The organism is Ruegeria meonggei (assembly GCF_042768335.1).
Taxonomy (GTDB): domain Bacteria; phylum Pseudomonadota; class Alphaproteobacteria; order Rhodobacterales; family Rhodobacteraceae; genus Ruegeria; species Ruegeria meonggei.
On sequence record NZ_JAXHBT010000001.1, the window covers coordinates 1,376,752 to 1,397,599 of the forward strand.

Below are 20,848 nucleotides of genomic sequence, written 5' to 3' on the forward strand. Positions count from 1 at the left end.
GACAAGACCGTGCCGGATATGGACTTGGCCCCTGCCGATGATGGCATCTACCGAATGGACGTCGCGTCTGGTGATTACCGTCTGATCCTCAGCTTTGCGCAGATCAAAGCCCATCAGCCGACACCGTCGATGGACAAGGCCATCCATTGGATCACTCATCTTGAGGCCAACCCATCCGGCTCACGCTTCCTATTTATCCACCGCTGGACTGAACGGGTCGAGGACGAGACATGCTTCCTGCACCGCCTCTATACCGTGAACGGCGACGGGACGGATTTGCACATGCTTGAATGCTCGGACCACCCGTTGCCGCAACTCGCCGACGATTTTGACCCGAATGCGGTAGGGACATTCGATTATGAAAAGTCGGAATACCAAATCTCACACCCGATGTGGAAATCGGACAATGAGGTGATCGTATGGGGGCCACATGACGTGGCAATCCATTATCATCTATACGATGACACGACCGGCAAGGTGGATGTCATTGGGCCGGGCATCCTGATTGAAAACGGGCAAATGACCTATTCCAGCGACGGGCGCTGGATCCTGTCCAACACCTATCCCGATGCCGACACGAACGAGCGCGTCCTGTTTTTGTTCGATACGAAGACCGGAGCACGGCATGACCTTGGGTCGTTCTACACGCCGCCGGATCTGGGCAAGCACAACCGCTGCGACCTTCACCCGCGCTGGAGCCATGGCAACAACACGGTCTGCATTGACTCAGTGCATGAAGGGGCGCGGCAGATGTATCTGGTGGATGTGTCAGCAATCACTACCGAGCAGTGAGCATTCCCCCTGACGTCGGGCGGCGTTTGGCTTGCCCAAATCCCGCCTGACCCAATGAAAGAAGCCAAAGGATCTCCGATCCTGTGGGAGCGCAAAAGGGATCGTCACCCGAAAGGGCAGATCATCACGGTATGGAACGACCATGGCCCAAAGCCCCTGCTACGGCTCGCAAGAGACGGATCAATGGCTATTGCGTCAGGGAGATCATGCTGGGCTGTTCTGGGTGGAAGCCGGTTCGCCGGCTGGAACCGAGAGCCCGGTCACGAGCCGACAGGTTCGGTATTTGCTAAGGAGAAGGTATCCGGCCCGAAGTTGCTGAGATCCGTGCAAAGAAACCGCCGGGGTCAGACGTTAACTCAAAAGTCGAGTACGGCACTGGAATAGCTGCCCTGATTACTCAGCTATAGGCACATAGCCTCGACGGCGTTTCTGCCTGTCGAGTTTCTGGAGCGCGTCGGCAGCCTCAGCTTCATCATCGTACGTCACCATCATAGCTTGCCCGTTTGTGCCAATACGTCCCCAGGTACGAAAAACGGAAATTTCCCCAAACAATGTCGGCTGCAATTCAATTCCATAGAACCGCGCCATGTTGACGTCCGGGTCCACATGGATCAGGTGGACAGGTGTGGTGTCTGTCGGCTCCATGGCTTGAGTATCCATTGCTGAAGCCCAGCTGTCCAATGACATTGCATGATATGCTCACTGGCGAGAATTCTGATCCTTAGTGGAATTTGGCGTCAACTTTACCAACTGTTGCTCAATCAGCCTTGGCCCTTTTGAGGAGTAAAAACGGATGCATACCTCGGGTTCGTCAGTCAAGCATCTCCCTCTGTCCGCTGATGCGATCGTCCGCATTGAGTGATCGAGGCTGCCATCCCAAATCGGCCATTAGTGCACTGCGCAACAGTTTACTTAGCACAGCGCAGCAGTTTACTTACTTGCCATCTATTTGGGTGGAATTTGCCAGCCTTTGGTCCCTTCGGCATTTCCGTTAAAACTTACAGCAACTGAATTCCAAAACGAGATATTCCCGATAATAAAACTGATCATGTGTTTGCACCGACGTTCGGACATAAGCCGCGAAGAGTTCTAGGATTATTGGTTGAACAAGCATGAGCCATTTTTTCAGAAGAACGCGGCTGTAACGCGTTCGAAGCGGTATGTTCAAAGCCATACAATTGACAGCCCACTGAATGCCGCGATGAAAAACTCCAGGAACATGCTGCCGGAATTCGACGGTGTGGCTGAAGTCTGGTTCACTTCTGAAGAAGATCTGATGGAAGCGATGGGCTCCTCTGAAATGCAAGAGCTAAGTGTTGAGCTGCTGCAAGACGAAGCTAATTTTGTCGATCACACAAGGTCATGCGCATTCATTGTTCGAGAGCGAGAATTCTAGGCCAGCCGAGTAAATAAACTCCGGCCCATTCCTGCCGTTGGCCCTGTCTTTAGGATGCTGCGGTCGCAGCCCACATTACCGCCTTTCGCTGCAAATGCGAAATTATTAGCGCTCGCGTTTTCTGGAGCATGTATCCCTTCAACAGTCACCGCAGCTACGCGTTCTCCGCCGTGGTTGGACATCATTCGAAGGCATCTAGATCACCTGCTTGTCGATATGTGCCTGCCTTCAAACGCAAGCTGTCCTCGACTATCGAAGCAATAGCAGCAACGCAGACGAGAAAGCCCGAAATAGGCACGATCGCGATGGCGAATTTCTTGGGCATGTAGTTTGGTTTGAAAACGATACCGCCGTCCTCCCAGGTGAAATACCACATCTCCCAGTATTTGCCGCCCATGGTCAGCACCGCCTCGATCCCCCAAACGATCATCACGATGCCCAGGCAGAAAATCACGGCAGTCCAGAACTGTTGGATGAAGAAGGCAGCCTTTCGTGGAAGCCAGTTGTAAATCAGGTCAAGCGCGATGTGGTCCTTGTCCCGCACCGTGAGGGCGAGCGCGAAGAAGACCAGCCAGATGTTGCTTAGCACTGTCAGAAGATCGCCCCAGATTGGTGGATCCTTGAAGACATAGCGCATCACGACCGAGTAGACCGTGAAGGCCACCATCGCCAGAAGCAGCACCGCACAAAAGGCGGTCAGCGTCTTCTTGACGGCATTGTCGATGAACTTTATGGCGGCAATCATCCAAAGCTCCTTTTCTCAACTTGCGAAGCCCAGAGCGCGCGGAAGATACATAGTAATGTCCGGCACGACGATCAGCACGAAAAGCAGCACGAAAAGCGCAACCAGGAAGGGCAGCATGGCGAGGGCGACCTTCTCTAGCCGCACTTCGGCGATGGCGCCCGCAGTGAAGAAGGCAACGCCAACGGGCGGTGTGACCGAACCGATCAGGAAACCCACCACGACCACCAATGCTGCCTGCACATCCGGGTAGCCCGCCTTGACCATCACGTCCACCAGGACCGGGCCTGCAACGATAATGTTGGCTGCCGAGTCCATCACCATGCCCAGAAGACAGATGAACAGAACCAGAACCAGCGCAAAAATCAGCGCGTTGTAGGTGTAGCTTAGCAACCATAGTTCAAGCTGGCTGATCGCACCCAGCGAGGTAAGAAGCCAGCTGAACGGGCCAGAAGCCGCGATAATGATGAAGACCATCGCGGAATTGCGGAAAGCGCGCACGAACGCGCTCTTGCAATTGGTCCAGGTGATGGTGCGGTAGATAAACAGACCCACGAACAGCGCGATGGTCGCTGTCAACGCACCCGCCTCCACCACACCGGCAATGCCAAAAACGACCGATCCGACCAGAACCACCGGGATCAGAAGAGCAAAGGATGACTTGTACCCGGCAATGGCGATGCCTTTGAGACTGAAGGGCTCCTCGCTGCGCTCGAAGTTCTTCTGCCGCGCAATGACGTAGTTGATTGTCATCAGAAGCCCGCCAATCATCAGGCCCGGTATGATCCCGCCTGCAAACAATGCGCCAACAGAGATGCCACCCGCATTCGCCAGAACGATCATCATGATCGACGGCGGGATGATCCCGCCAATTGTGGAACTGACTGCGGTGATTGCCGCGGCGAATTCGGGCGGGTAGCCCGCCTTTTTCATTCCCGGTACCAGGAGTGACCCCACCGTCGCTGTGTCTGCCACGACCGAGCCGTTCATTCCGGCAAAGAACATGGAAACCAACACGTTGGCCTGCGCCATGCTACCGCGCATCCGCCCGATGATCCGCTGGCTCAAATCCACAAGACGATCGGTTATCGTGGCCGAAGTCATAAGCTCGCCGGTCAGCATGAAGAAAGGAATGGCCGTCAGCGGCACCGAGTTCGATCGCCTGAAACATCTGGCTGGGGATCAGGATCATCGGGGCAGCGTCGGTGATCAGGATATAGGCCACCGGGATTAGGATCATCACGAAGCCAACGGGTGCGCCCAGCATGATCATCACGACCAGGATGGTCAGAAGTGCGACGCTTTCCATTCAATCTATCTCGCTTCAGCTGTTGTTATTGAAGGGCGCGGAACCCGATCCCGCGCCCTTGCCAGTCTCGATCGTGGTCCGCTCGATTTAGAGCGCGCCCGCCTCTTCCAACTGAGCAATGAAATTGCTCATGCCCTGTTCTTCCAGAACGCGGCGCGCGGTTGTCGGGTCGTAGGTGCCCTTAGCATTGAGCCAGGCATCAATGGCCCCGGCACGCCAGAGCGTAAGTTCTTCCTCGGTCGGAACATACCAGTCCTTCGCGGTTTCCTTGATGGAAATCTCACCTGCCTCAACCCATTCGCGGTCCAGTTCCTGCACCTTTTGGCCAAACGCTTTCGCTGCTGTATGCAGCCATTCCTTTTCCTGATCGGTCAGCGCATCATACTGGCGCTTGTCGATGGAAAGCTGATTGCCGGACCACGAGCCACCGATCTCGGTGAAATATGGGGCAACCTCATGCAGCTTGGCCACATGCTGCCATGGAGTTGCGACATACTGGCCAGACACAACACCGGTCTGTAGCCCCTGGTACAGTTGCGCCCAGTCATAGGGTACAGGGACGGCGCCCCAGTTCTTGACAAGCGTATATTCAATCGGGCTCTTGGTTACGCGCCACTTAAGCCCTTCCATGTCCGCTGGCACCCGTACCGGTCCATTCGCATTGCCCAGCTGCCGGAAACCACCCGAGGAGTAAACCGTCAAGCAAACATGGCCCGCCTCTTCTGCAGCGACCTGACATTGCTTCTCGGCCAACCATTCGGATGAAATCCGGTCCGCATCCTCGATGCTTTTGAAGATGTAGGGCAGATCGAAAATCGCAAGAGATGTTCCGAAATTGCCAAAGTTTGCCGTCGAACTTGTCCACAGCGCCAGAAGCCCTTGGTTCGCTTGTTCGCCACACGTCTGTTCGCTGCATAACGACTTGCGATAGTGCGGCTCGATCTTCAACTGACCGCCCGACACTTCTTCCAGCGTTGGGATCAGAGCCTGATCAATGGCATCCCCAATCGGCATGCCAATAAAACCCACCGTTCCCAGTTTTAGCACTTTTTCGGCTGCCGCGGATTGCGCGAACAATGCGGTTGCCGACGCAAAACAGACTGCCTTCAGTATGGACGACTTAGTCATTAGATCATTCTCCCGTTGAGCTTTTTCTTGCTCACATCATCGGTCTAGCCTCCGGTTGGTGAAAGTGACAGATCAATTAAATGCAGGTGACAGATTGCCGGAAGCCTGACAAGCTGCTTCACGGATCGTTACAATAGATGCCAAAAGCACAAGATGAGGGGACACGATTGAGCTCGACCGAATTGCAATTCTTAAAGCTTCCCGAAAACTCTCGTCTTAGTTTGCGCGACCAAGTCTGTGAAATTGTCAGTGCAGCACTCATGTCGGATGCGCTGGCTTACGACCGTCCGTTGCCGTCCTGCCGACAGCTAGCGGACCAGCTTAAGGTCTCCAGAAACACGATCTTTGCAGCCTATAATCGTTTGGTAGACCTTGAGTTCTTGGTGTCGCGTGATCGATCAGGCTACTTCGTTCACCCGAAGATGGCAGCGCTGCAAACTGAACGCGGCAAGGCCAAGGCGGCAGAGCGCGAGACCCAGGAATGTCCGGTCAACTTCAAGCCCAACAATCTTGAACCGATCATCATGCCTGTGGACTACCGCAACTATCCCTATCCGTTCATTTACAATCAAACCGATCCGGATCTTTTTCCCGTTGACGGTTGGCGTGAATGCTCCAGACAGGTACTGGGGCGCGCGCGCATGCCGGCATGGGCCAGCGACGCCGTCGAAAGCGACAGCCCGCAACTGTTGCAGCAACTGCGCCAGCGCCTTCTGACTACACGCGGTATCTATGCCGAAGACGACGAAATCCTGATCACGCTCGGCGCGCAAAATGCCCTGTTCATTCTGGGGTCGATCTTCGCGCCTCAGGGAAACCCGGTCGCAATGGAAAACCCTGGTTACTTCGGCGCGCGAAATGCCTTTGTGCAATCCGGCAACACGCTCATCGGGGTCCCGATCGACCAGGAAGGCCTGATCCCATCGGCGATACCCGAGGGCTGTCAGCTTGTCTTCACAACTCCCAGCCACCAATTCCCGACGATGGTCACAATGAGCCAAACCCGCCGCGAAGAACTGATCAAAACGGCGGTGGAAAAAGACCTTATCATTGTCGAAGACGACTATGACGTCGCCATGAATTCCATTACACAGCCCCCGCTTTCATTGCGGTCACTGGATACGACCGGTCGGGTGATATATGTCGGCAGCTTATCAAAAATCGTCTCAAAAGGGCTCCGCATCGGCTTTGTCGTAGCTCATCGCGATATCATTCGTCAGGCACGCATCGCCCGTGGCGTGATGATGCGGCACCCACCAACAATCGTTCAGGAAATCATGGCGCTGTTTCTTCGTCTGGGCCACTACGACGCGCATGTGCAAAGAATCGGCGATCGGTTCAGCGAGCGCTGGCATGCGATGAACGACGCCATCGACACCCATCTTGGCATGATGCAGCGATCCAGGACGGAAGGCAGTACATCCTTCTGGTTGACCGGGCCCGAAGGATTTGATTCCAGCGCGCTGGCGGAACGGCTGCGCGAAAAAGGTGTTCTGATCGACAAGGGGCAGCGCTACTACATTGGCAACAGCGACAGCAGAAGCTTCCGTCTTGGCTTCGCATATGTGCCAGTATCCAAGTTCCAGTCCGGTGTGAAGCTTATCGCCGACGAGGTTCGCAAACCGTTGTGAGGCCTCCTTGGGATGCAAGCCGCCATCTGTCCCTGTGAAATGCGTGCTCTGTCCCTCGCGATCCATCGATTTCTCAAGTTATCTGAGTTTCACGCCACCCTTAGCGAGAGGTGTGGGATGATGTCTGTGAGATCAGGGGACCCGACCTTTGAAAGACCAAGTAACCTCCAATCCGAATGTGACGCCATTTCATTTTCAGGTGCCAGACGCGATACTGAATGACATTCTGGCCCGCGTCGCCAACTACCCTTGGCACGAGATGCCCGATGACGGTGGTTGGGACTACGGCACCAACTTGGACTACCTGAAAAAGCTCTGTGCCTACTGGGTAGATGGGTTCGACTGGCGTGCCCAAGAGGCGCGCATCAACGGGTTCTCTAATTTCCACGCCCCCGTCGACGGGATCGATATGCACTTTATCTATGAACCCGGGAGCGGCGAAAACCCGATGCCGCTGATGATCAGCCACGGCTGGCCGGGTTCCGTGGTTGAGTTCTTTGAAATCATCGAGCCGTTGGCCCATCCCGAACGCTTTGGCGGCGATGTCGCAGATGCCTTTACAATCATCGCCCCCTCGCTGCCGGGATTCGCGTTCTCGGCTCGCCCGCCCCGCCCCTACGGGCCGCGCAAGATGGCACATGTCATCAACTCCCTGATGACGGAAACATTGGATTTTAGTGGCTATCTTGCGCAGGGCGGCGACTGGGGGGGCGCGGTCTGTTCCTGGCTGGGCTACGACCATGCGCCAGCCTGTTCTGCGATCCATGTCAACGTTCTAACCATGCGGCATCCGGACGGACCTCAGACTGCCGAAGAAAGAGCATGGGAAGCGCAATTTGATCAAGATCAGATCATGCAGAACGGATATCGTACGCAACAGGCGACCCGACCGCAGACACTAAGTTACGCCATGATGGACAGCCCCGTGGGCATAGCCGCATGGCTGATCGAGAAGTTCCATGATTGGTCAGATGTGCCGGAGGGTGGCATCGAAAACGCCCATTCAAAAGATGAACTTCTGACCAACATCATGATCTACATCACCACGCGCTGCTTCAATACAGCGTCATGGATTTACTACGGACGGCGTGAGGAAGGCGGGCGCATCTTGTCGCCTGAAGGCAAGCGCGTCGAAGTGCCAACGGGCTGTGCCGTTTTTCCCGCCGAAATGCTGCGTTGGCCACCGCGCAGCTACGCGGAGCGCATCTACAACATTCAGCACTGGACCGAGATGCCGCGGGGCGGCCATTTCGCGGCGATGGAAGAGCCGCAGATGCTCTTGAATGACATTCGCAAATTCGCGCGCACGTTGCGCCGCTGATCCGACGGAGACAGACATGACGCTTTCCCACGCCGACTATCAGGCTATCGCCTCTAAACTAAAACCCAATGGTCAAGCATTCATCGACGGCGCTTTCTGTGATGCTGCGGATGGCGAGAAATTCGAGACAACCAACCCTGCATCGGGAGACGTCTTGGCTGAGGTCGCACACTGCAAGGCGGCGGATGTGGACCGTGCCGTTGCCGCGGCACGGCGTGTGTTCAATGAAGGCACCTGGTCGCGAGCGGAGCCGGAAGAGCGCAAGGAGGTCCTTCTGCAGGTCGCCAAACTGGTGCGCGAGCACGCCCATGAGCTGGCGGTTCTTGAAAGTATTGATGCCGGCAAGACAATCAATGACTGCAAGGAGGAGATCGGCGTCGAGGTCCCGAAATTCTTCCAGTGGTACGCCGAAGTGGCTGACAAGACCTTTGGCAAGGTTGCCAATACAGGTCCGGGTGCCTTGGGACTGGTGGTACAGGAACCCATCGGCGTTGCCGGTGCCATTTTACCATGGAACTTCCCGCTGCTGATGGCCGCTTTCAAGATCGCTCCGGCTCTAGCGACGGGGTGCTCTGCAGTGATCAAACCCGCCGAACAGACACCGCTGTCAACACTTCGCCTTGCGGAGCTGATGCATGAAGCCGGAGTTCCTGCCGGCGTCATCAACGTCATTCCGGGCTACGGTGAGACCGCTGGTAAAGCTGTCGGTCTGCACAGCGATATAGACACTGTGTCCTTCACCGGCTCAACGGAAGTGGGCCGGATGTTCATGCGCTATTCCGGAGACAGCAACCTCAAGGTTGTCGGCCTGGAACTGGGCGGCAAAAGCCCGTTCATCGTACTCGGCGACGCAGTCATGGATGACGATCTGATTGACCATGCCGCAATGGCGGCCTTCTGGAACGGAGGGCAGAATTGTTCAGCCAACATGCGCCAACTGATCGCTGCGCCGTTGGTCGAGGAGTTCTCATCGCGCATTGTTGACCGCGTCAGGGCTTTCAAACTGGGCGATCCGCTGGATCCTGCCACCGATATCGGCTCGATGATCACAAGCGACCACAAGGAAATGGTCATGCGCTATATCCAAAGCGGCCTCGACGATGGCGCAAGCAAGATAGTGGGTGGCAACAGTGAACTGCCGGGACACTTCATTGAACCCACCGTGTTTCAGAACGTGACGCCAGAGATGAAAATCGCGCGCGAAGAAATATTCGGACCGGTTCTCGGCATCATGTCGGTGAACTCTGCCGAAGAGGCGCTAACCGTTGCCTGTGACACCGACTATGGCCTGCACGCCACCGTATTCACCCAGGATATCGACCAAGCCATTCACATGGCACGGTCGCTGCCGTGTGGTACAGTTTCTGTCAACGGATATTCGGAGGGTGATATCAAGACCCCGTTCGGCGGTTATAAACAATCAGGATCGCTAGCGCGAGACAACGGAACCGAAGCATTGGAACAATACCGGCAAACCAAGACGATCTGGATTCAAACGAAAGCCGGTTAAGCAAGCCTTGGGCAGAATTTCGATCCTGAATTTCGACTCTGCTTTAGAGCTGGTCGCCAGAATGCTCGCGATCAGCGGATTTGGTTAATTGACGGCCCAGAGCCGACCTTCAATCGAGGATCGTGATGCCGCGTTGCGGCCCGTCAGAGCCGCCGTTCGCCGCAATTGCAAATTCAGGGTAATCGAGAGACGCATGAAGTGCTGAATCTGATCGGAGCAATTGCCGATATTCCGAATTGCGCGCTTTCGCTGCCCGCTAATTCAAAACTAGGTTTACGATCATTCGCGCATCTCGTGGAGTTGGAAGACGATCATTGCATCCAGTTTAAAATGCTTGTGGCACTAACTCGGGCGAACTTCTATTCGGGCAGCCCCACCGCGCGAAGCCCATCCAGGATTGCGTCCCAACGTGTTGGGTCCTGAAAATTGAACCTGCGCACGCCGCTAACTCGGAAGTCCGGATCTGACGCAATTAGGGCCTCCCGAGCCTTTTCTCCATGATCATGTAGACCAGCCTGACCAGCTGCACTGGCAAGATACAATTGTGCGACCGGTAGTCCCGGCGAATTTTGCAGCGCTCGGTTGGCGTTGGCGATGGCATTCTCGAAGTCTCCCATAACCAGATAAGTCTGGGCCAACGCTTGTGGGACACGGTGATATATTCGGTTCTTGGCCAGAGAAAACGAGCCCTTTTTGATGGAGTTCAGCGCTAACTCTGGTTGGCCCATCAGGTTCTGAATCCAGCCCAGTACCATATGTCCTTGGGCAAACTGCGGACTGATTTCGAACCCACGTTCAACACACCGCACCGCCGCATCCAAATCGCCGGTAATACCGTAGTGAAAAATTCCCCGGATCAGGTGCACATAATCGCTTTGGTCATTCAACGAAACCGCCTTGCTCAACCCGGCGTCGGCGGCTTCGATATCCTCCGGGCTTATCGGACGGTAACCCCATACCAATTCGCCGATCAACGTGTTCGCCTTCATCCCAACGGCCATGAAATTGCGTGGCTGGACCGTCAGGATCCTGTCCAGCAGACGGCCCGCCGCCTCCCATTCTTCGGGCTGCGATCCCATCATGTAATGCCCCGCGAGGTTCAGCATCGCCTCAGGATCATTTGTCTCTGTATCAGCCGCGCGCTCAGCAATTCGTTGCAGAATTCCGTATCGGATCGTTGTCGCGATTTCCCCTGACAACAGATCTTCTGCCACAAAAGGGTCGGAAAGATCACCGTTCATCCGCTGGGTCAGATAGGTTGCTGACGTGCTTGTTTCACGCAACTTAAGGGTGGCACGGACCTGGTTGCCAGACGCCTGAAACACTGCCGTGGCGATATGGTCCGGGTCCGCATCGAGAGCGATCAGATCCAATCCGGTCAGATTGGCAAGCGCCGCCTCTACAGTGTGATTGCAGGCCTCTGCCAGCATCTTGGCATCGTCATTGTTGCCAAGGGCTTCGAATGCCGCGAGGGCTATGGTCGGTTTCCTGGATGTGCCACCGATGGGTGGTGTGCTGACACCGTTCTGCGCACCATCTTGGTCGGAGGGCCAAACAAAGGCGCGGATCGGGCGCGAGATGTTTTTTAATGTCAATTCACCGACATCCGCAAACAGCTCGTCCATTACGCCAACGATCTGGTCGCGAACGGCAGCGGAGATGCAAATCCCGCCCGTCGGGGCTGCGCCCTCTAAGCGAGCTGCGAGATTCACACCGTCACCATAGATATCGCCGTCATCAACAACCACATCGCCTATGTGAAGGCCCATGCGATAACTGATCTGCCGATCCTGAGGCGTGGATTCTTCGTCTGCGCGAACCGCTTCTTGCGCCGCTATCGCGAACCGCACCGCTTCCACTACACTAGAGAACTCGGCCAGAAATCCGTCGCCCGTTGACTTGATGATCTTACCCCCAGCCTGCTCGATGCCGGGATCAAACACGGACACGCGCAGTTCTTTCTGACGGGCCAGCGTGGCTTCCTCGGCGGCTTCCACAAGCCGCGAGAAGCCGACAATGTCAGCCGCCAAGATCGAGGTAAGTTTGCGCTTCACCCTTGGGCTCGCGTGTTCAAGGAAATCCAACCGGTTTTGTCCGGTTCGGGCATAGCGACACCATACCCTCCGAACGATGTCGGAACCGTCTGCCATTTCGGCAGGCCGTCGGCCATGTCGAAAACACGCTCGCCATAGAAGATGTGAAAGGTTGGCTCAAAGCTCAATCCGGATTCGGCCAGCGACATCGCGTAAACCGCGACGATGTCCTTACCGGGTTTGATATTCACCAATGCACCCCCGCATTTACCACAGGAAACACGATGGCTTTCATCATTCTTGTCCGATTGAACCGTCGGTCCTGACAACGAGACATTGTTTGCCGACCAGAGGCACCAGGCATTGACCGGCGCCGAATGCCATTTTCTGCAAGAGTGGCAATGACAATAAGCCATGACCATCGGCTCACCGGCAGCAGAAACACTACATGCGCCGCAATAGCAGATTCCCTGGTAGGTTTCAGAATCGCCGCTCATCATCTTTTTCCCAAATCGATCAAGGGCGCTCTTTGTAACTCACTAGGGACACCCGGCTTCCTCAAAACACTTCTACACATACATCCCTATTGTGCTGCCCCAAAGTAGCTTCTTCGTCTCCGCTGCTGAACTTCGAACGATGTACTGAAAAAGCATCTGTCCGGTGTCCATCGCAATCGCTCGATTTCGGGGTTTCAGCCTGTTTAATATGTCAACATGCCAAAGGTAACGACAACAACGGAAGCTCTTGCAACCCAGATCATTGCTGCGTTTGACGGCCTTGATCCACCAACCGATGATGAACTTCTTCACCCCGATTGTATGGATGACGTGGATATTCTTGAATTCTATGGCGGGGTCAAATGGCATGAGATGACCGATCAAATGATTGTATACGGTTACGCTGCCCCCACTGCCTTCAGCGCCAAGGCATTTCAGTACTACTTGCCCGCCTATCTGATTTGGACTCTGCGAAATTCAGACAGCCCGGAGTATGCCAGTGAAAGCATCCTACTAGCACTCGACCCCGGCACATCGAAAGAACTGCTGCATGAGTTCAGGAAGTCAAAGTTCAACCAATTGACGCCTGCACAGAATGAGGCCGTGTTGAGGTTTTTGAACTATTTCAGCGACCATCCTGAGCTTGGTGAATTTGCAGAAGCCGCTTTGGTCAATTACTGGATTGACCGGGGCGGGCGGTCATCGGGTCGATGATTTTTGTGTATTTGATGTGGCTCTTCGCAGCGCTTTTGTCGTGACCGGTTTGCCATTGGCATTGGCTGAGAGTGAGCAATGGCAACGACTATGGGGGGATCCAGTGCGCTGTCTCTTGGCCTTTTTGCAATATCGATGGCAGCGGATGGTTTGCTTAGAGGCCAGACAAGAATTCATTTTTCGAATTTCCGTCGCTCCAACCAGCCGCGTTTGTTCTTCATCGCTATCGCTTTGGTGTTCGCTGCCGGCACCGGTGTCATCATTGCTGCTATCTGGGCAATTTTCTTTAAGGACAAGTGTGTTTTCCCAGCACGGTGTGTCTCAGAGCCAACGGGCTAGTTTTGGCTGAACTGACACGACCGTTGTGATTTCGTTGTTTCGTCAGTTTTCCATGCTTTCGAACCAGTCGAGCGCCATCGTGCCCCATTCTTTTGGGTAGCCGTGCCCACCGTTGTGCAAAAAGAGTTCAAGACTACCGTGTTCGCATTCCCACCGTTTGCGCCAGAGATTGGCTCTCACTTCGTTTTCTGCCGCGTTGTGTTGGCATTCGTTGGTACGGCGCCATAACGAAAGACCCTCCCAGATATCGGCCTGGGTAATGGTGATATCGAATTCTTCATTGTGTATTGATCTACCTTCAAGCGGCACAACCTTATCAGTGAAACCGTGTGTGTGAAGCATGTGAACAGGCCCGAGGCATTCTTGGGTCATTGGGAGCCAGAAGCCACCGGAAGCAGGGGCATAGCCAAGCGCCAGATCTGGTGCGAGGCACGCAACTTCCCACACCATGGAACCACCTCGTGAGAACCCTGTCAGCAGCACCTGGTCCGGATTCACGTTTGCACGGGTTACGACATCCGCCAGCACGTCACGGAGAAACCTGACATCTGAGCGGGGATAGGTAATCCACCCATCCCGAACCGACCAATCGGCGGGCTTGCCTTCCAGCCATGGCAGTGCGGTCGGCGCCACAAACGCATAACCCCGCGCGGTGAATGCTTCGACGAACGGCTTGTTCTTAAGTACCTTTGCTCCGGACCCGCCATAACCATGCAAGTGTATCACAACTGGCCCGCCCCGCCATTCATCTGGAAGGGCGATATGGTACTGACCAGTGTCTATTTTGCAGGGATTGGATGCTTCGCCGCAATCAAGCGCAAAGGCCTGCCCCGAAATCAGAAACATGGACAATGCGATTGTTACCTTTTCGAGCATATCTGGGTCCCTCCCGATGTCTGACCGTACCATATTACGGAAAGGGCTTTTTTGAGACGGCGGTGGTGCAGAATTCAACTTTGCTGAGCAGCCTCACCTGACTGATCCAAAATGATTGTTAGTGCATCAGCGGCTTTTGTTCTATCGGGACGATGGTTTGAGGTGCTGGCGAACGATATAGGAGTTCAGATTTCGCGGGCCAAAGCGGACGTACGCCGCACCAAAGAAAGTGATCCAGGAAGGATTGAGACCAAGCCGCAAAAGCCACGTAAGACTGAATTAGTTCGAGACCAATCGAAACTGTACAGATAAAAAAACCGCTGCCGTCCTAGTCAGGGATTTCCACCGTTCCAACAATATGAGTTCGCCTCAGGGGCAGAGCTTGGTATGCTGAGGCGATATCTGTTGTCGCTATGCCGCTGCCAGTCATTCCTTCGTAGCGCCCCGTCCCGGTGACGATTTCCCAAGTGTTTGCCTCGCCTTTTTCCCCGGCCTTCCATCGCATGATAAAAGTGTCATCACCTTCACCGAAAACGCATATTCCATTGATTGAGTTGGTGCCGTCTTCAAATCCAAATCCCGAACCCAGACATCTGGCTGGCCCGTCGTCCATTGGACCCTCAATTACTTCGAAACCACCCGTATTATCCGTTAGGTGAAAGATGTGATAACCAAGGTCAAAGTTCTCTTGGTTTAGAGGGTAGACATTGTTGATCTCGATGCGTTGCTCGTCAGCACTGGCGGGAACACCGAGTATCGCCAAAAGCTGGATAATCAATAGGGTTCTCATTTGGTTCTCCAAAGAATGTCACTCATCTTAAGGGCCTTCGAAGCATTTACAATCTGCAACAATGTTGGTGACCGACCACTTATGGTGTACGGGAAAAGCGGTTCCAGCCAATTGATGGCGGCCCAAATCGGCCATTGGCAATGGCTTGATGACTCCGCGGTGCGGTCCGCCGAAGGGGACACTCGCTGCGGTAGCGAGTTGCCCGGGAAGATGAGGTCATGCTCGCGGAAGACACCCTGTCTCCGCCTTAAGGTTCACAGGAGATCCGAGACAATGTAGGTTTCTTGTGAAAGCGTAACAGCAACAGGCGTGCATCAGAATGGCGCGACAGCTCCCACTCGAAGGTGACAAGACCTTTCTGGTTTACGCCGGCACTGGTACCGACCTGATATTCAATCATGGAGTTGAGCTACCCAGTTTCGCTTCGTTTCCATTGCTGGAAGAACCTGGCACCAGGACAATACTGGCCGGTCAAATGCAGGCTCTTGTCGATCTAGCCCGTGAAATGCGTGTCGGATGCATCCTTGATGCGCCCACATGGATGGCGAATGCCGACCGGGCAGCGCCTTTGGGGTACGATGCAGAACGGCTCGTTGAGGTGAACAAAGACGCGGTCAGTCTAATGGAAGACGTGCGCCAAGCCGCAGCTTGCGATGATGTACTGGTGTCGGCCTGTATCGGCCCGCGCTATGATCCTTACGCCGACATTCCGCCGGTAACCGTCGAAGATGCACGTCAATACCACGCCGCTCAAATGCACAGCCTGAAAGACACAAGTGTCGACCTGGTCACCGCTTATACATTCAACCGCCCAAGCGAGGCAGCGGGATGCATCCTCGCCGCCCGAGACGCTGATCTGCCGATCATCATGTCTCTGGTTGTTGAGACAGACGGGTGCCTGGCAGATGGAACCAAACTTGTGGACGGAATTGACCATATCGACGGGGCAACCGACGCAGCGGCGCTGTTTTTTATGGTCAACTGCGCTCATCCGACCCATTTCGCCGGAGCGCTTGGCAACCACCCACGACTGAGAGGCATGGTGGCGAACGCTTCGAGTTGCTCGCATGCGGAACTTGACGAAGCAGATGAGCTGGACGAAGGCGATCCAATTGAGCTTGGCAAACAGATTGCCGCAATTGCGCAGCAGAATCCGTCGATTCAAGTATTTGGAGGATGCTGCGGTACCGACATGCGCCATCTGAAATCGATGGTCAGCGAATTAGCGTAGCCAACTTGGTTCAATCTGAGTGATAGCCCTGAGATCTAAGGCGATACCGTGATTTCTTTCCACAACTTGTTAGGAGATCGGGCCCAGAGCCGACGTCCAGCGGCGGTTCGCGATGCTGCAGACGCAGCCCGCATTGCCGGCTTTCGCCGCGCGCGCAAAATTCGGATCAGGACTAACTCATACATCGCGTACAAAGTTGCTGTGCATTTGGCTTGATAATGTCATCCGCTATGTAGCGTGTTAGTTGTCAGCAATGAACCAACTAACCTCAGCCAAGCGGAACGCCACATCCTATGCCCTAGCGGTCCTTGGAGTGCTTTTTGCATCCATCTGTTTTGGCCTTGTACCCTACTTTAGCCGTGGGCTCACCGATCAGGGTCTCGCTCCCTATGCGGTTGCTTTTTATCGGTACATCTTGGCAGCGGTTATCCTTTTGCCTGCACTTTTTACGCATCGCTCAAAGTGGCGGGAAATCGTCTGGGGTATGGTTGCGGGCGCAGTGATGGGCCTTGGCTGGGTCGGCTATGTTACCGCGCTTGAGACTGCTCCTGCATCGACGGTTGGTGTTCTCTACATGACCTATCCGGTGTTTACGATTGCTATCGCATGGGCACTTTTTGGTGACCAACCAACACGGCGTAGCCTTTTTGCGGCTGGATTGATCGTTGTTGCTGCGATATTCGCAGGTTCTCCGGCATCTGTGCCTCCGGACCAAATTCCAATCCTTCTCGTCTCATTAGCGGCACCTTTCGGTTTTGGCTTCGGCATTTGTGTTCTCGTGCACCGCCTGTCACGTATTGCGCCTTTAGCCAGAATGGCGTCAGTCTCGCTTGGGTCGGTCATTGGCCTTGCCCCTCTCATTCTTTCATCCGAGGTCGGCGAAATCCTACCAGAAGGTGGGGACGACTGGCTTCTAGTTGTCGGGTTTGGCCTTTTGACCGCGCTTATTCCACAACTGATTTACACGATCTGTTCGCCTATTATTGGGGCAGCGCGGACTGCTGTAGTCGGAAGTATTGAACTACCCACGATGTTTGCTGTTGGCGTTCTTGCATTCGGTGAAGTAATCACGGGTGCACAGGCGCTTGCCTGCGCACTGGTTTTGGGTGCGATAGCTCTCACGCAAAGTCGTTCAACTCGAACCGTGACGACCGTGATCAGCAAGGAGCCAGAGAGGTAGCTCTGGGTTCAATCCTGTCATCAGATGCGCCTCAACATCAGCCGACTGTCCGGCCCGGCGGGTTGCTGAGGGCGGCCCTAACTTGCCGTTCATTAGTTGAGTTCGTACAGCGGTGTAATTGCCAAAAGCGGGCCCAGAGCACTGTGTGCAAAACATCCCTGCCCACGGACAACGAAGCCGCTGCATAGGTTATTATGATGCGTCGAAAGAAATGCTACAGTCCTCGCATTGCAATCAAAGGAGTTTTCTTGTGCGCTCTGTTGTCCTCACTGTAACCGCCCTCTCATTATCCGCCTGTATGTCAAACCAAACGGTCTCGGATACCGATCTGCCGTTCTTTGGCGACGGCTATCGCGCCGACGGCGATCAATGTCGCCGGATAGGTGAGGATGATTTTACCAATCAGTTCCTTGATGACGCTGCCGACTTGGTCGGTTGCCCCGAAGACATGGAGAATCTGGGCGTTTTTGTCATCGACACTGGCGCTGTCGAAGTAGGTCGCAAAGACAGTTACATACTATACTCTGTCCCCTTGCGTTAGTCTGCGGGCCGAGCTGGAGAATACGCTCGTTCTCCCATACGGCATCGAAAATTAACCTATTTGCCCGAACGGCCCTCATTGGTCATTGATCGCGTTCACTTGCACAGCGCTGTTTTCTCAAAAGCAGACTTTCATGCACCTTGCAGCCCTTCGGGCTGTCGCTGCGCCGTTCGAGCCATCGCACAGAATGCCCCGGCCGGTCTACTTAAACGCCTTGGTTCACTGGTTTGCTTGTGTATCATGCTACAAAACAGTGCCGCCGTGCAGAATTACTCAATCCTTGGCAGCACTTCTGCGGAGTGTAGTTAATGCCCGCCATCGATGATCTCGCTTGGCCTGAAGCGTATATCGAGCTTCTGCCGCTGATAACTGACCATTGGTCAGTAAAGGATGAGATTTACTTTCACCGTCAGCTAAGTGCGGGCAAGTCCGGTGCGCTTGTCTATATTGTCGACATTACATGCGACGCATTCAGCGGTCAGGCCATTCTTAAACTTGACACCCTTCCGGATCCAGAATGGAAAGAAAAGGCCGAAAACCAAAGGCATCTTGAGGCCTTCGAAGCTATTCCCGCGTTCGGATCCAAGCATCTGGCACGTATTGTCCATTCGCTGGAACACGACGGTAAGATCGCGATCCTTTCAACGGTCGTGGCGCAAGGGTTGGAATACTCTCTTCCCTGGAACGATTGCGGCTATGAGTTGGCCTTGAACGTTCTTCAGCGGCTGTCGAGAAGCCTCCTGGACGATTGGAACGCTGACTACGAGATGGCGCCGGGAATGCAAACGCCTCAGCAGTTGCTTTCCGGATGGCTCGGCTACAGGCTCGAGCCCGAGGAAGGTCGCGTGCATCAATTCCTGTCAGATGTTTGCGGTCATGATCCAGATGAGCGTTGCTTAATGTTCGAAGGGCATTGGTACCCAAACCCGCTGGCATTTGCCTGTGAAGAAAACCTGCCAGGTCACTTGAGTATAAGAGCGGCAAAGGGCCGAGTGCATGGGGATCTCCACGGGTACAATGTACTGGTTCGATCGCACCAAAGCCGAGATCCCGATTATTACCTGATCGATTTGGCACTGTACGAAGACAAACAGTTCCTGTTTTACGATCACGCGTATTTCGAATTGGCATATCTGCTGGCGCGGCGCGGAAGCTGCCTACCTGCCCAATGGGATGCCATCCTTGATGATCTTGGTCTCTTTCATTCAAAACACCACACATTAGGGCTTTGGCAGGATGACGTCGGGATTGTCGAGTTTGTCAGAACTTTGCGGCGTGGGGCGATGAGGTGGGTGGAGCGCCACGAAAGCCATCGTCTCAGTTTTATGGAAAGCCAATATTTGCTGGCCCGCGTCGCCGTGGGTCTTAACTTTGCAAACAAGGAAATGAGTACCGGGGCGCGCAGCCACGCATTCTTGTATGCAGCTCACAATCTCAAAGACTACATGACGCTCAACAACGTTGACTGGCCCAGGCACGGGCCTGTGTTCCAATTCCCGACAACGCATGAACCTTTGTCCGGCTCTCAACCTGAAACCGAAACACTTGCACCAAACACTGAGCCACCAGCTGAAAAAGACCGTTTGTTTGATCGGATGGTCACTCAGCTTCCAACGCCACAAAAGCCGGTAATCGCAGTGCTGCCTTTCGACTGCCTCAGTGGACAAAGCGACAACAATGGCTTTGTGGCTGGCATCAACCATGAACTTGTGACCGAACTTGCAAAAGTGGATTGGCTGTCGGTGGTTTCACCCACTTCCACTAGGCTCCTCAAGGATGCGTCTTTAGCCGGAGAGGAAATCGCGCAGCGCCTTGGGGCTCATTACCTGGTGGAGGGCAGCGTGCGTTATGACGATCAACGCGTTCGCGTCACCGCCCATCTGGTAGATACATCAAATGGGCATGATCTTTGGGCCGATCGCCTGGACCGAAAGACGGAAGATGTTTTTTCCCTGCAGGAGGAAATTGCGTCAGCCGTTGTCGGGCATATAGACTGGGAATTGCGGTTCGACCTGCGCGAACAAGCCCGCCTGAAACGAGGTGAGGTCAATGTATGGGACAGAGTTCAAAAAGCTCTGTGGCATCTATTCAAATTCACCGATGAAGATACTCAAAAGGCAAATGATATTTTAACCAGAACCATCGACATGACGCCAGATTACGCACTTGCGCACGCAGTGATGGCTAATGCCGAGCTTCGAAAACTGTTCTTCGTCCAGGTCGATGATCGGAAAAAGGCGAAGGAACGCGCACTCTATCACGCAGAGCGCGCCGTGGCCCTAGACGAACAAAGCAGTTTCGCACATGCCAGTCTCGCCCGTGCCTACACCCGGTTCGACCAACACGATACCGCAATTGCGGAGGCAGAACTTGCGGTGAGTCTCAACCCGAGCGCGGCAAACGCTCATTTGGTTCTAGGATATGCTCAACTCGCAAAGGGGCAGGCGAAGCTTGCGCTATCGCATTTCGAGACCGCAACCCGGTTTGGCCCGTCCGGTCCATATTTCAAGGTAAAATTGTTGGCCAAGGCCTTTTGCCTCTATTTCCTCGACAGCTTTGACCAGGCCGAAGCGTGTGCGAGAACAGCATTGGAAGGAAAATCGGTTGATCCATTCGGCCGCTATGTGTTGGCAGTCATATTGACACGACAGAAAGCCACGGAAGAGGCGAAAGACGTTGTCCGCCAGAGCAAAGAAAAACGCCCCGACATGACCTGTTCGCGCGTCCGCCTGGCATTCGAAAACTTGCAACAACGTGATCTTGACAGATTTGTCGAAGATCTTCGGGACGCTGGATTGCCGGATTGATCTTCGTCTCT

20 protein-coding genes are annotated in these 20,848 nt (G+C 54.5%); 11 read left to right on the forward strand and 9 right to left on the reverse strand.

The features are described 5' to 3' along the window. The first annotated feature begins 18 nt into the window (after nucleotides 1–18). Entirely contained in the window at nucleotides 19–792 is a 774-nt protein-coding gene (locus SJY13_RS06840; protein WP_377189313.1) for a hypothetical protein, read from the forward strand. A gap of 393 nt (nucleotides 793–1,185) precedes the next feature. Here the strand turns inward: SJY13_RS06840 and SJY13_RS06845 are convergent, their stop codons facing one another. Then, nucleotides 1,186–1,452, reverse strand: a complete 267-nt coding sequence (locus tag SJY13_RS06845) for a WGR domain-containing protein (RefSeq protein WP_377189316.1) — start codon at nucleotides 1,450–1,452, stop codon at nucleotides 1,186–1,188. Between the two features lie 442 nt (nucleotides 1,453–1,894). Here SJY13_RS06845 and SJY13_RS06850 point away from each other — a divergent pair, with 442 nt between their 5' ends. After that, complete coding sequence (locus SJY13_RS06850; protein WP_377189319.1) at nucleotides 1,895–2,188, forward strand: EthD domain-containing protein; 294 nt, start codon at nucleotides 1,895–1,897, stop codon at nucleotides 2,186–2,188. A 181-nt stretch (nucleotides 2,189–2,369) separates the two neighbouring features. Here the strand turns inward: SJY13_RS06850 and SJY13_RS06855 are convergent, their stop codons facing one another. The 4 genes from SJY13_RS06855 to SJY13_RS06870 all read right to left on the reverse strand — a co-directional run bounded on the left by SJY13_RS06855 (nucleotide 2,370) and on the right by SJY13_RS06870 (nucleotide 5,367). Further along, the gene (locus SJY13_RS06855) at nucleotides 2,370–2,933 is read right to left on the reverse strand and encodes a TRAP transporter small permease (protein WP_377189322.1); all 564 of its coding nucleotides are present in this window, start codon (nucleotides 2,931–2,933) and stop codon (nucleotides 2,370–2,372) included. 15 nt (nucleotides 2,934–2,948) lie between these two features. Continuing rightward, nucleotides 2,949–4,052 (reverse strand): TRAP transporter large permease, encoded by a 1,104-nt coding sequence (locus tag SJY13_RS06860; RefSeq protein WP_377189325.1) that lies wholly within the window; start codon nucleotides 4,050–4,052, stop codon nucleotides 2,949–2,951. Next, nucleotides 3,964–4,239: a hypothetical protein gene (locus tag SJY13_RS06865; protein WP_377189328.1), complete on the reverse strand. Its 276-nt coding sequence runs from the start codon at nucleotides 4,237–4,239 to the stop codon at nucleotides 3,964–3,966. The genes SJY13_RS06860 and SJY13_RS06865 overlap by 89 nt, the downstream gene beginning before the upstream one ends. Before the next feature lie 87 nt (nucleotides 4,240–4,326). After that, nucleotides 4,327–5,367 (reverse strand): TRAP transporter substrate-binding protein, encoded by a 1,041-nt coding sequence (locus SJY13_RS06870; RefSeq protein WP_377189331.1) that lies wholly within the window; start codon nucleotides 5,365–5,367, stop codon nucleotides 4,327–4,329. A 221-nt stretch (nucleotides 5,368–5,588) separates the two neighbouring features. Here SJY13_RS06870 and pdxR point away from each other — a divergent pair, with 221 nt between their 5' ends. From pdxR to SJY13_RS06885, 3 genes are all read left to right on the forward strand, one after another. Then, the gene (pdxR, locus tag SJY13_RS06875) at nucleotides 5,589–6,998 is read left to right on the forward strand and encodes a MocR-like pyridoxine biosynthesis transcription factor PdxR (protein WP_377189335.1); all 1,410 of its coding nucleotides are present in this window, start codon (nucleotides 5,589–5,591) and stop codon (nucleotides 6,996–6,998) included. 148 nt (nucleotides 6,999–7,146) lie between these two features. After that, on the forward strand, nucleotides 7,147–8,319 hold the full coding sequence (locus SJY13_RS06880) for an epoxide hydrolase family protein (RefSeq protein ID WP_377189338.1): 1,173 nt from the start codon (nucleotides 7,147–7,149) through the stop codon (nucleotides 8,317–8,319). 16 nt (nucleotides 8,320–8,335) lie between these two features. Further along, nucleotides 8,336–9,829 carry an aldehyde dehydrogenase gene (locus SJY13_RS06885; RefSeq protein ID WP_377189341.1) on the forward strand — a complete coding sequence of 498 codons (1,494 nt, stop codon included), beginning with the start codon at nucleotides 8,336–8,338 and terminating at the stop codon, nucleotides 9,827–9,829. Nucleotides 9,830–10,188: 359 nt separating this feature from the next. Here SJY13_RS06885 and SJY13_RS06890 read toward each other — a convergent pair whose 3' ends face one another. Both SJY13_RS06890 and SJY13_RS06895 read right to left on the reverse strand, forming a co-directional pair. Then, nucleotides 10,189–11,883, reverse strand: coding sequence for an adenylate/guanylate cyclase domain-containing protein (locus SJY13_RS06890; RefSeq protein ID WP_377189344.1), 1,695 nt, complete (start codon nucleotides 11,881–11,883; stop codon nucleotides 10,189–10,191). Then, complete coding sequence (locus SJY13_RS06895) at nucleotides 11,880–12,362, reverse strand: GFA family protein (RefSeq protein ID WP_377189347.1); 483 nt, start codon at nucleotides 12,360–12,362, stop codon at nucleotides 11,880–11,882. The genes SJY13_RS06890 and SJY13_RS06895 overlap by 4 nt, the downstream gene beginning before the upstream one ends. A 213-nt stretch (nucleotides 12,363–12,575) precedes the next feature. On the opposite strand from SJY13_RS06895, the gene SJY13_RS06900 reads away from it, so the two are divergent. Together SJY13_RS06900 and SJY13_RS06905 are read left to right on the forward strand one after the other, a co-directional pair. Next, nucleotides 12,576–13,073 carry a DUF6714 family protein gene (locus SJY13_RS06900; protein WP_377189350.1) on the forward strand — a complete coding sequence of 166 codons (498 nt, stop codon included), beginning with the start codon at nucleotides 12,576–12,578 and terminating at the stop codon, nucleotides 13,071–13,073. Between the two features lie 78 nt (nucleotides 13,074–13,151). Beyond that, nucleotides 13,152–13,412, forward strand: coding sequence for a hypothetical protein (locus SJY13_RS06905; RefSeq protein WP_377189353.1), 261 nt, complete (start codon nucleotides 13,152–13,154; stop codon nucleotides 13,410–13,412). A gap of 42 nt (nucleotides 13,413–13,454) precedes the next feature. Here SJY13_RS06905 and SJY13_RS06910 read toward each other — a convergent pair whose 3' ends face one another. Both SJY13_RS06910 and SJY13_RS06915 read right to left on the reverse strand, forming a co-directional pair. Beyond that, complete coding sequence (locus SJY13_RS06910; RefSeq protein ID WP_377189356.1) at nucleotides 13,455–14,288, reverse strand: alpha/beta hydrolase family esterase; 834 nt, start codon at nucleotides 14,286–14,288, stop codon at nucleotides 13,455–13,457. Between the two features lie 328 nt (nucleotides 14,289–14,616). Next, nucleotides 14,617–15,078, reverse strand: a complete 462-nt coding sequence (locus SJY13_RS06915; protein ID WP_377189359.1) for a hypothetical protein — start codon at nucleotides 15,076–15,078, stop codon at nucleotides 14,617–14,619. Nucleotides 15,079–15,397: 319 nt separating this feature from the next. On the opposite strand from SJY13_RS06915, the gene SJY13_RS06920 reads away from it, so the two are divergent. The 4 genes from SJY13_RS06920 (at nucleotide 15,398) to SJY13_RS06935 (ending at nucleotide 20,837) form a co-directional block, all read left to right on the forward strand. Next, the gene (locus tag SJY13_RS06920) at nucleotides 15,398–16,309 is read left to right on the forward strand and encodes a homocysteine S-methyltransferase family protein (protein WP_377189362.1); all 912 of its coding nucleotides are present in this window, start codon (nucleotides 15,398–15,400) and stop codon (nucleotides 16,307–16,309) included. Nucleotides 16,310–16,562: 253 nt separating this feature from the next. Then, nucleotides 16,563–17,489, forward strand: coding sequence for a DMT family transporter (locus tag SJY13_RS06925; RefSeq protein ID WP_377189365.1), 927 nt, complete (start codon nucleotides 16,563–16,565; stop codon nucleotides 17,487–17,489). A gap of 298 nt (nucleotides 17,490–17,787) precedes the next feature. Further along, nucleotides 17,788–18,030, forward strand: a complete 243-nt coding sequence (locus tag SJY13_RS06930) for a hypothetical protein (protein ID WP_377189368.1) — start codon at nucleotides 17,788–17,790, stop codon at nucleotides 18,028–18,030. Between the two features lie 308 nt (nucleotides 18,031–18,338). Beyond that, complete coding sequence (locus SJY13_RS06935; protein ID WP_377189371.1) at nucleotides 18,339–20,837, forward strand: hypothetical protein; 2,499 nt, start codon at nucleotides 18,339–18,341, stop codon at nucleotides 20,835–20,837. Nucleotides 20,838–20,848 lie beyond the last annotated feature (11 nt).

What these genes read in the sequence shown, in the direction of transcription:
- SJY13_RS06840 (WP_377189313.1), top strand. Translation starts at nt 19, where the DNA reads ATGGACTTGGCCCCTGCCGATGATGGCATCTACCGAATGGACGTCGCG.
- SJY13_RS06845 (WP_377189316.1), bottom strand. Translation starts at nt 1,452, where the DNA reads ATGGATACTCAAGCCATGGAGCCGACAGACACCACACCTGTCCACCTG.
- SJY13_RS06855 (WP_377189322.1), bottom strand. Translation starts at nt 2,933, where the DNA reads ATGATTGCCGCCATAAAGTTCATCGACAATGCCGTCAAGAAGACGCTG.
- SJY13_RS06860 (WP_377189325.1), bottom strand. Translation starts at nt 4,052, where the DNA reads ATGCTGACCGGCGAGCTTATGACTTCGGCCACGATAACCGATCGTCTT.
- SJY13_RS06865 (WP_377189328.1), bottom strand. Translation starts at nt 4,239, where the DNA reads ATGGAAAGCGTCGCACTTCTGACCATCCTGGTCGTGATGATCATGCTG.
- SJY13_RS06870 (WP_377189331.1), bottom strand. Translation starts at nt 5,367, where the DNA reads ATGACTAAGTCGTCCATACTGAAGGCAGTCTGTTTTGCGTCGGCAACC.
- SJY13_RS06885 (WP_377189341.1), top strand. Translation starts at nt 8,336, where the DNA reads ATGACGCTTTCCCACGCCGACTATCAGGCTATCGCCTCTAAACTAAAA.
- SJY13_RS06895 (WP_377189347.1), bottom strand. Translation starts at nt 12,362, where the DNA reads ATGATGAGCGGCGATTCTGAAACCTACCAGGGAATCTGCTATTGCGGC.
- SJY13_RS06900 (WP_377189350.1), top strand. Translation starts at nt 12,576, where the DNA reads ATGCCAAAGGTAACGACAACAACGGAAGCTCTTGCAACCCAGATCATT.
- SJY13_RS06905 (WP_377189353.1), top strand. Translation starts at nt 13,152, where the DNA reads ATGGCAACGACTATGGGGGGATCCAGTGCGCTGTCTCTTGGCCTTTTT.
- SJY13_RS06910 (WP_377189356.1), bottom strand. Translation starts at nt 14,288, where the DNA reads ATGCTCGAAAAGGTAACAATCGCATTGTCCATGTTTCTGATTTCGGGG.
- SJY13_RS06915 (WP_377189359.1), bottom strand. Translation starts at nt 15,078, where the DNA reads ATGAGAACCCTATTGATTATCCAGCTTTTGGCGATACTCGGTGTTCCC.
- SJY13_RS06920 (WP_377189362.1), top strand. Translation starts at nt 15,398, where the DNA reads ATGGCGCGACAGCTCCCACTCGAAGGTGACAAGACCTTTCTGGTTTAC.
- SJY13_RS06925 (WP_377189365.1), top strand. Translation starts at nt 16,563, where the DNA reads ATGAACCAACTAACCTCAGCCAAGCGGAACGCCACATCCTATGCCCTA.
- SJY13_RS06930 (WP_377189368.1), top strand. Translation starts at nt 17,788, where the DNA reads ATGTCAAACCAAACGGTCTCGGATACCGATCTGCCGTTCTTTGGCGAC.
- SJY13_RS06935 (WP_377189371.1), top strand. Translation starts at nt 18,339, where the DNA reads ATGCCCGCCATCGATGATCTCGCTTGGCCTGAAGCGTATATCGAGCTT.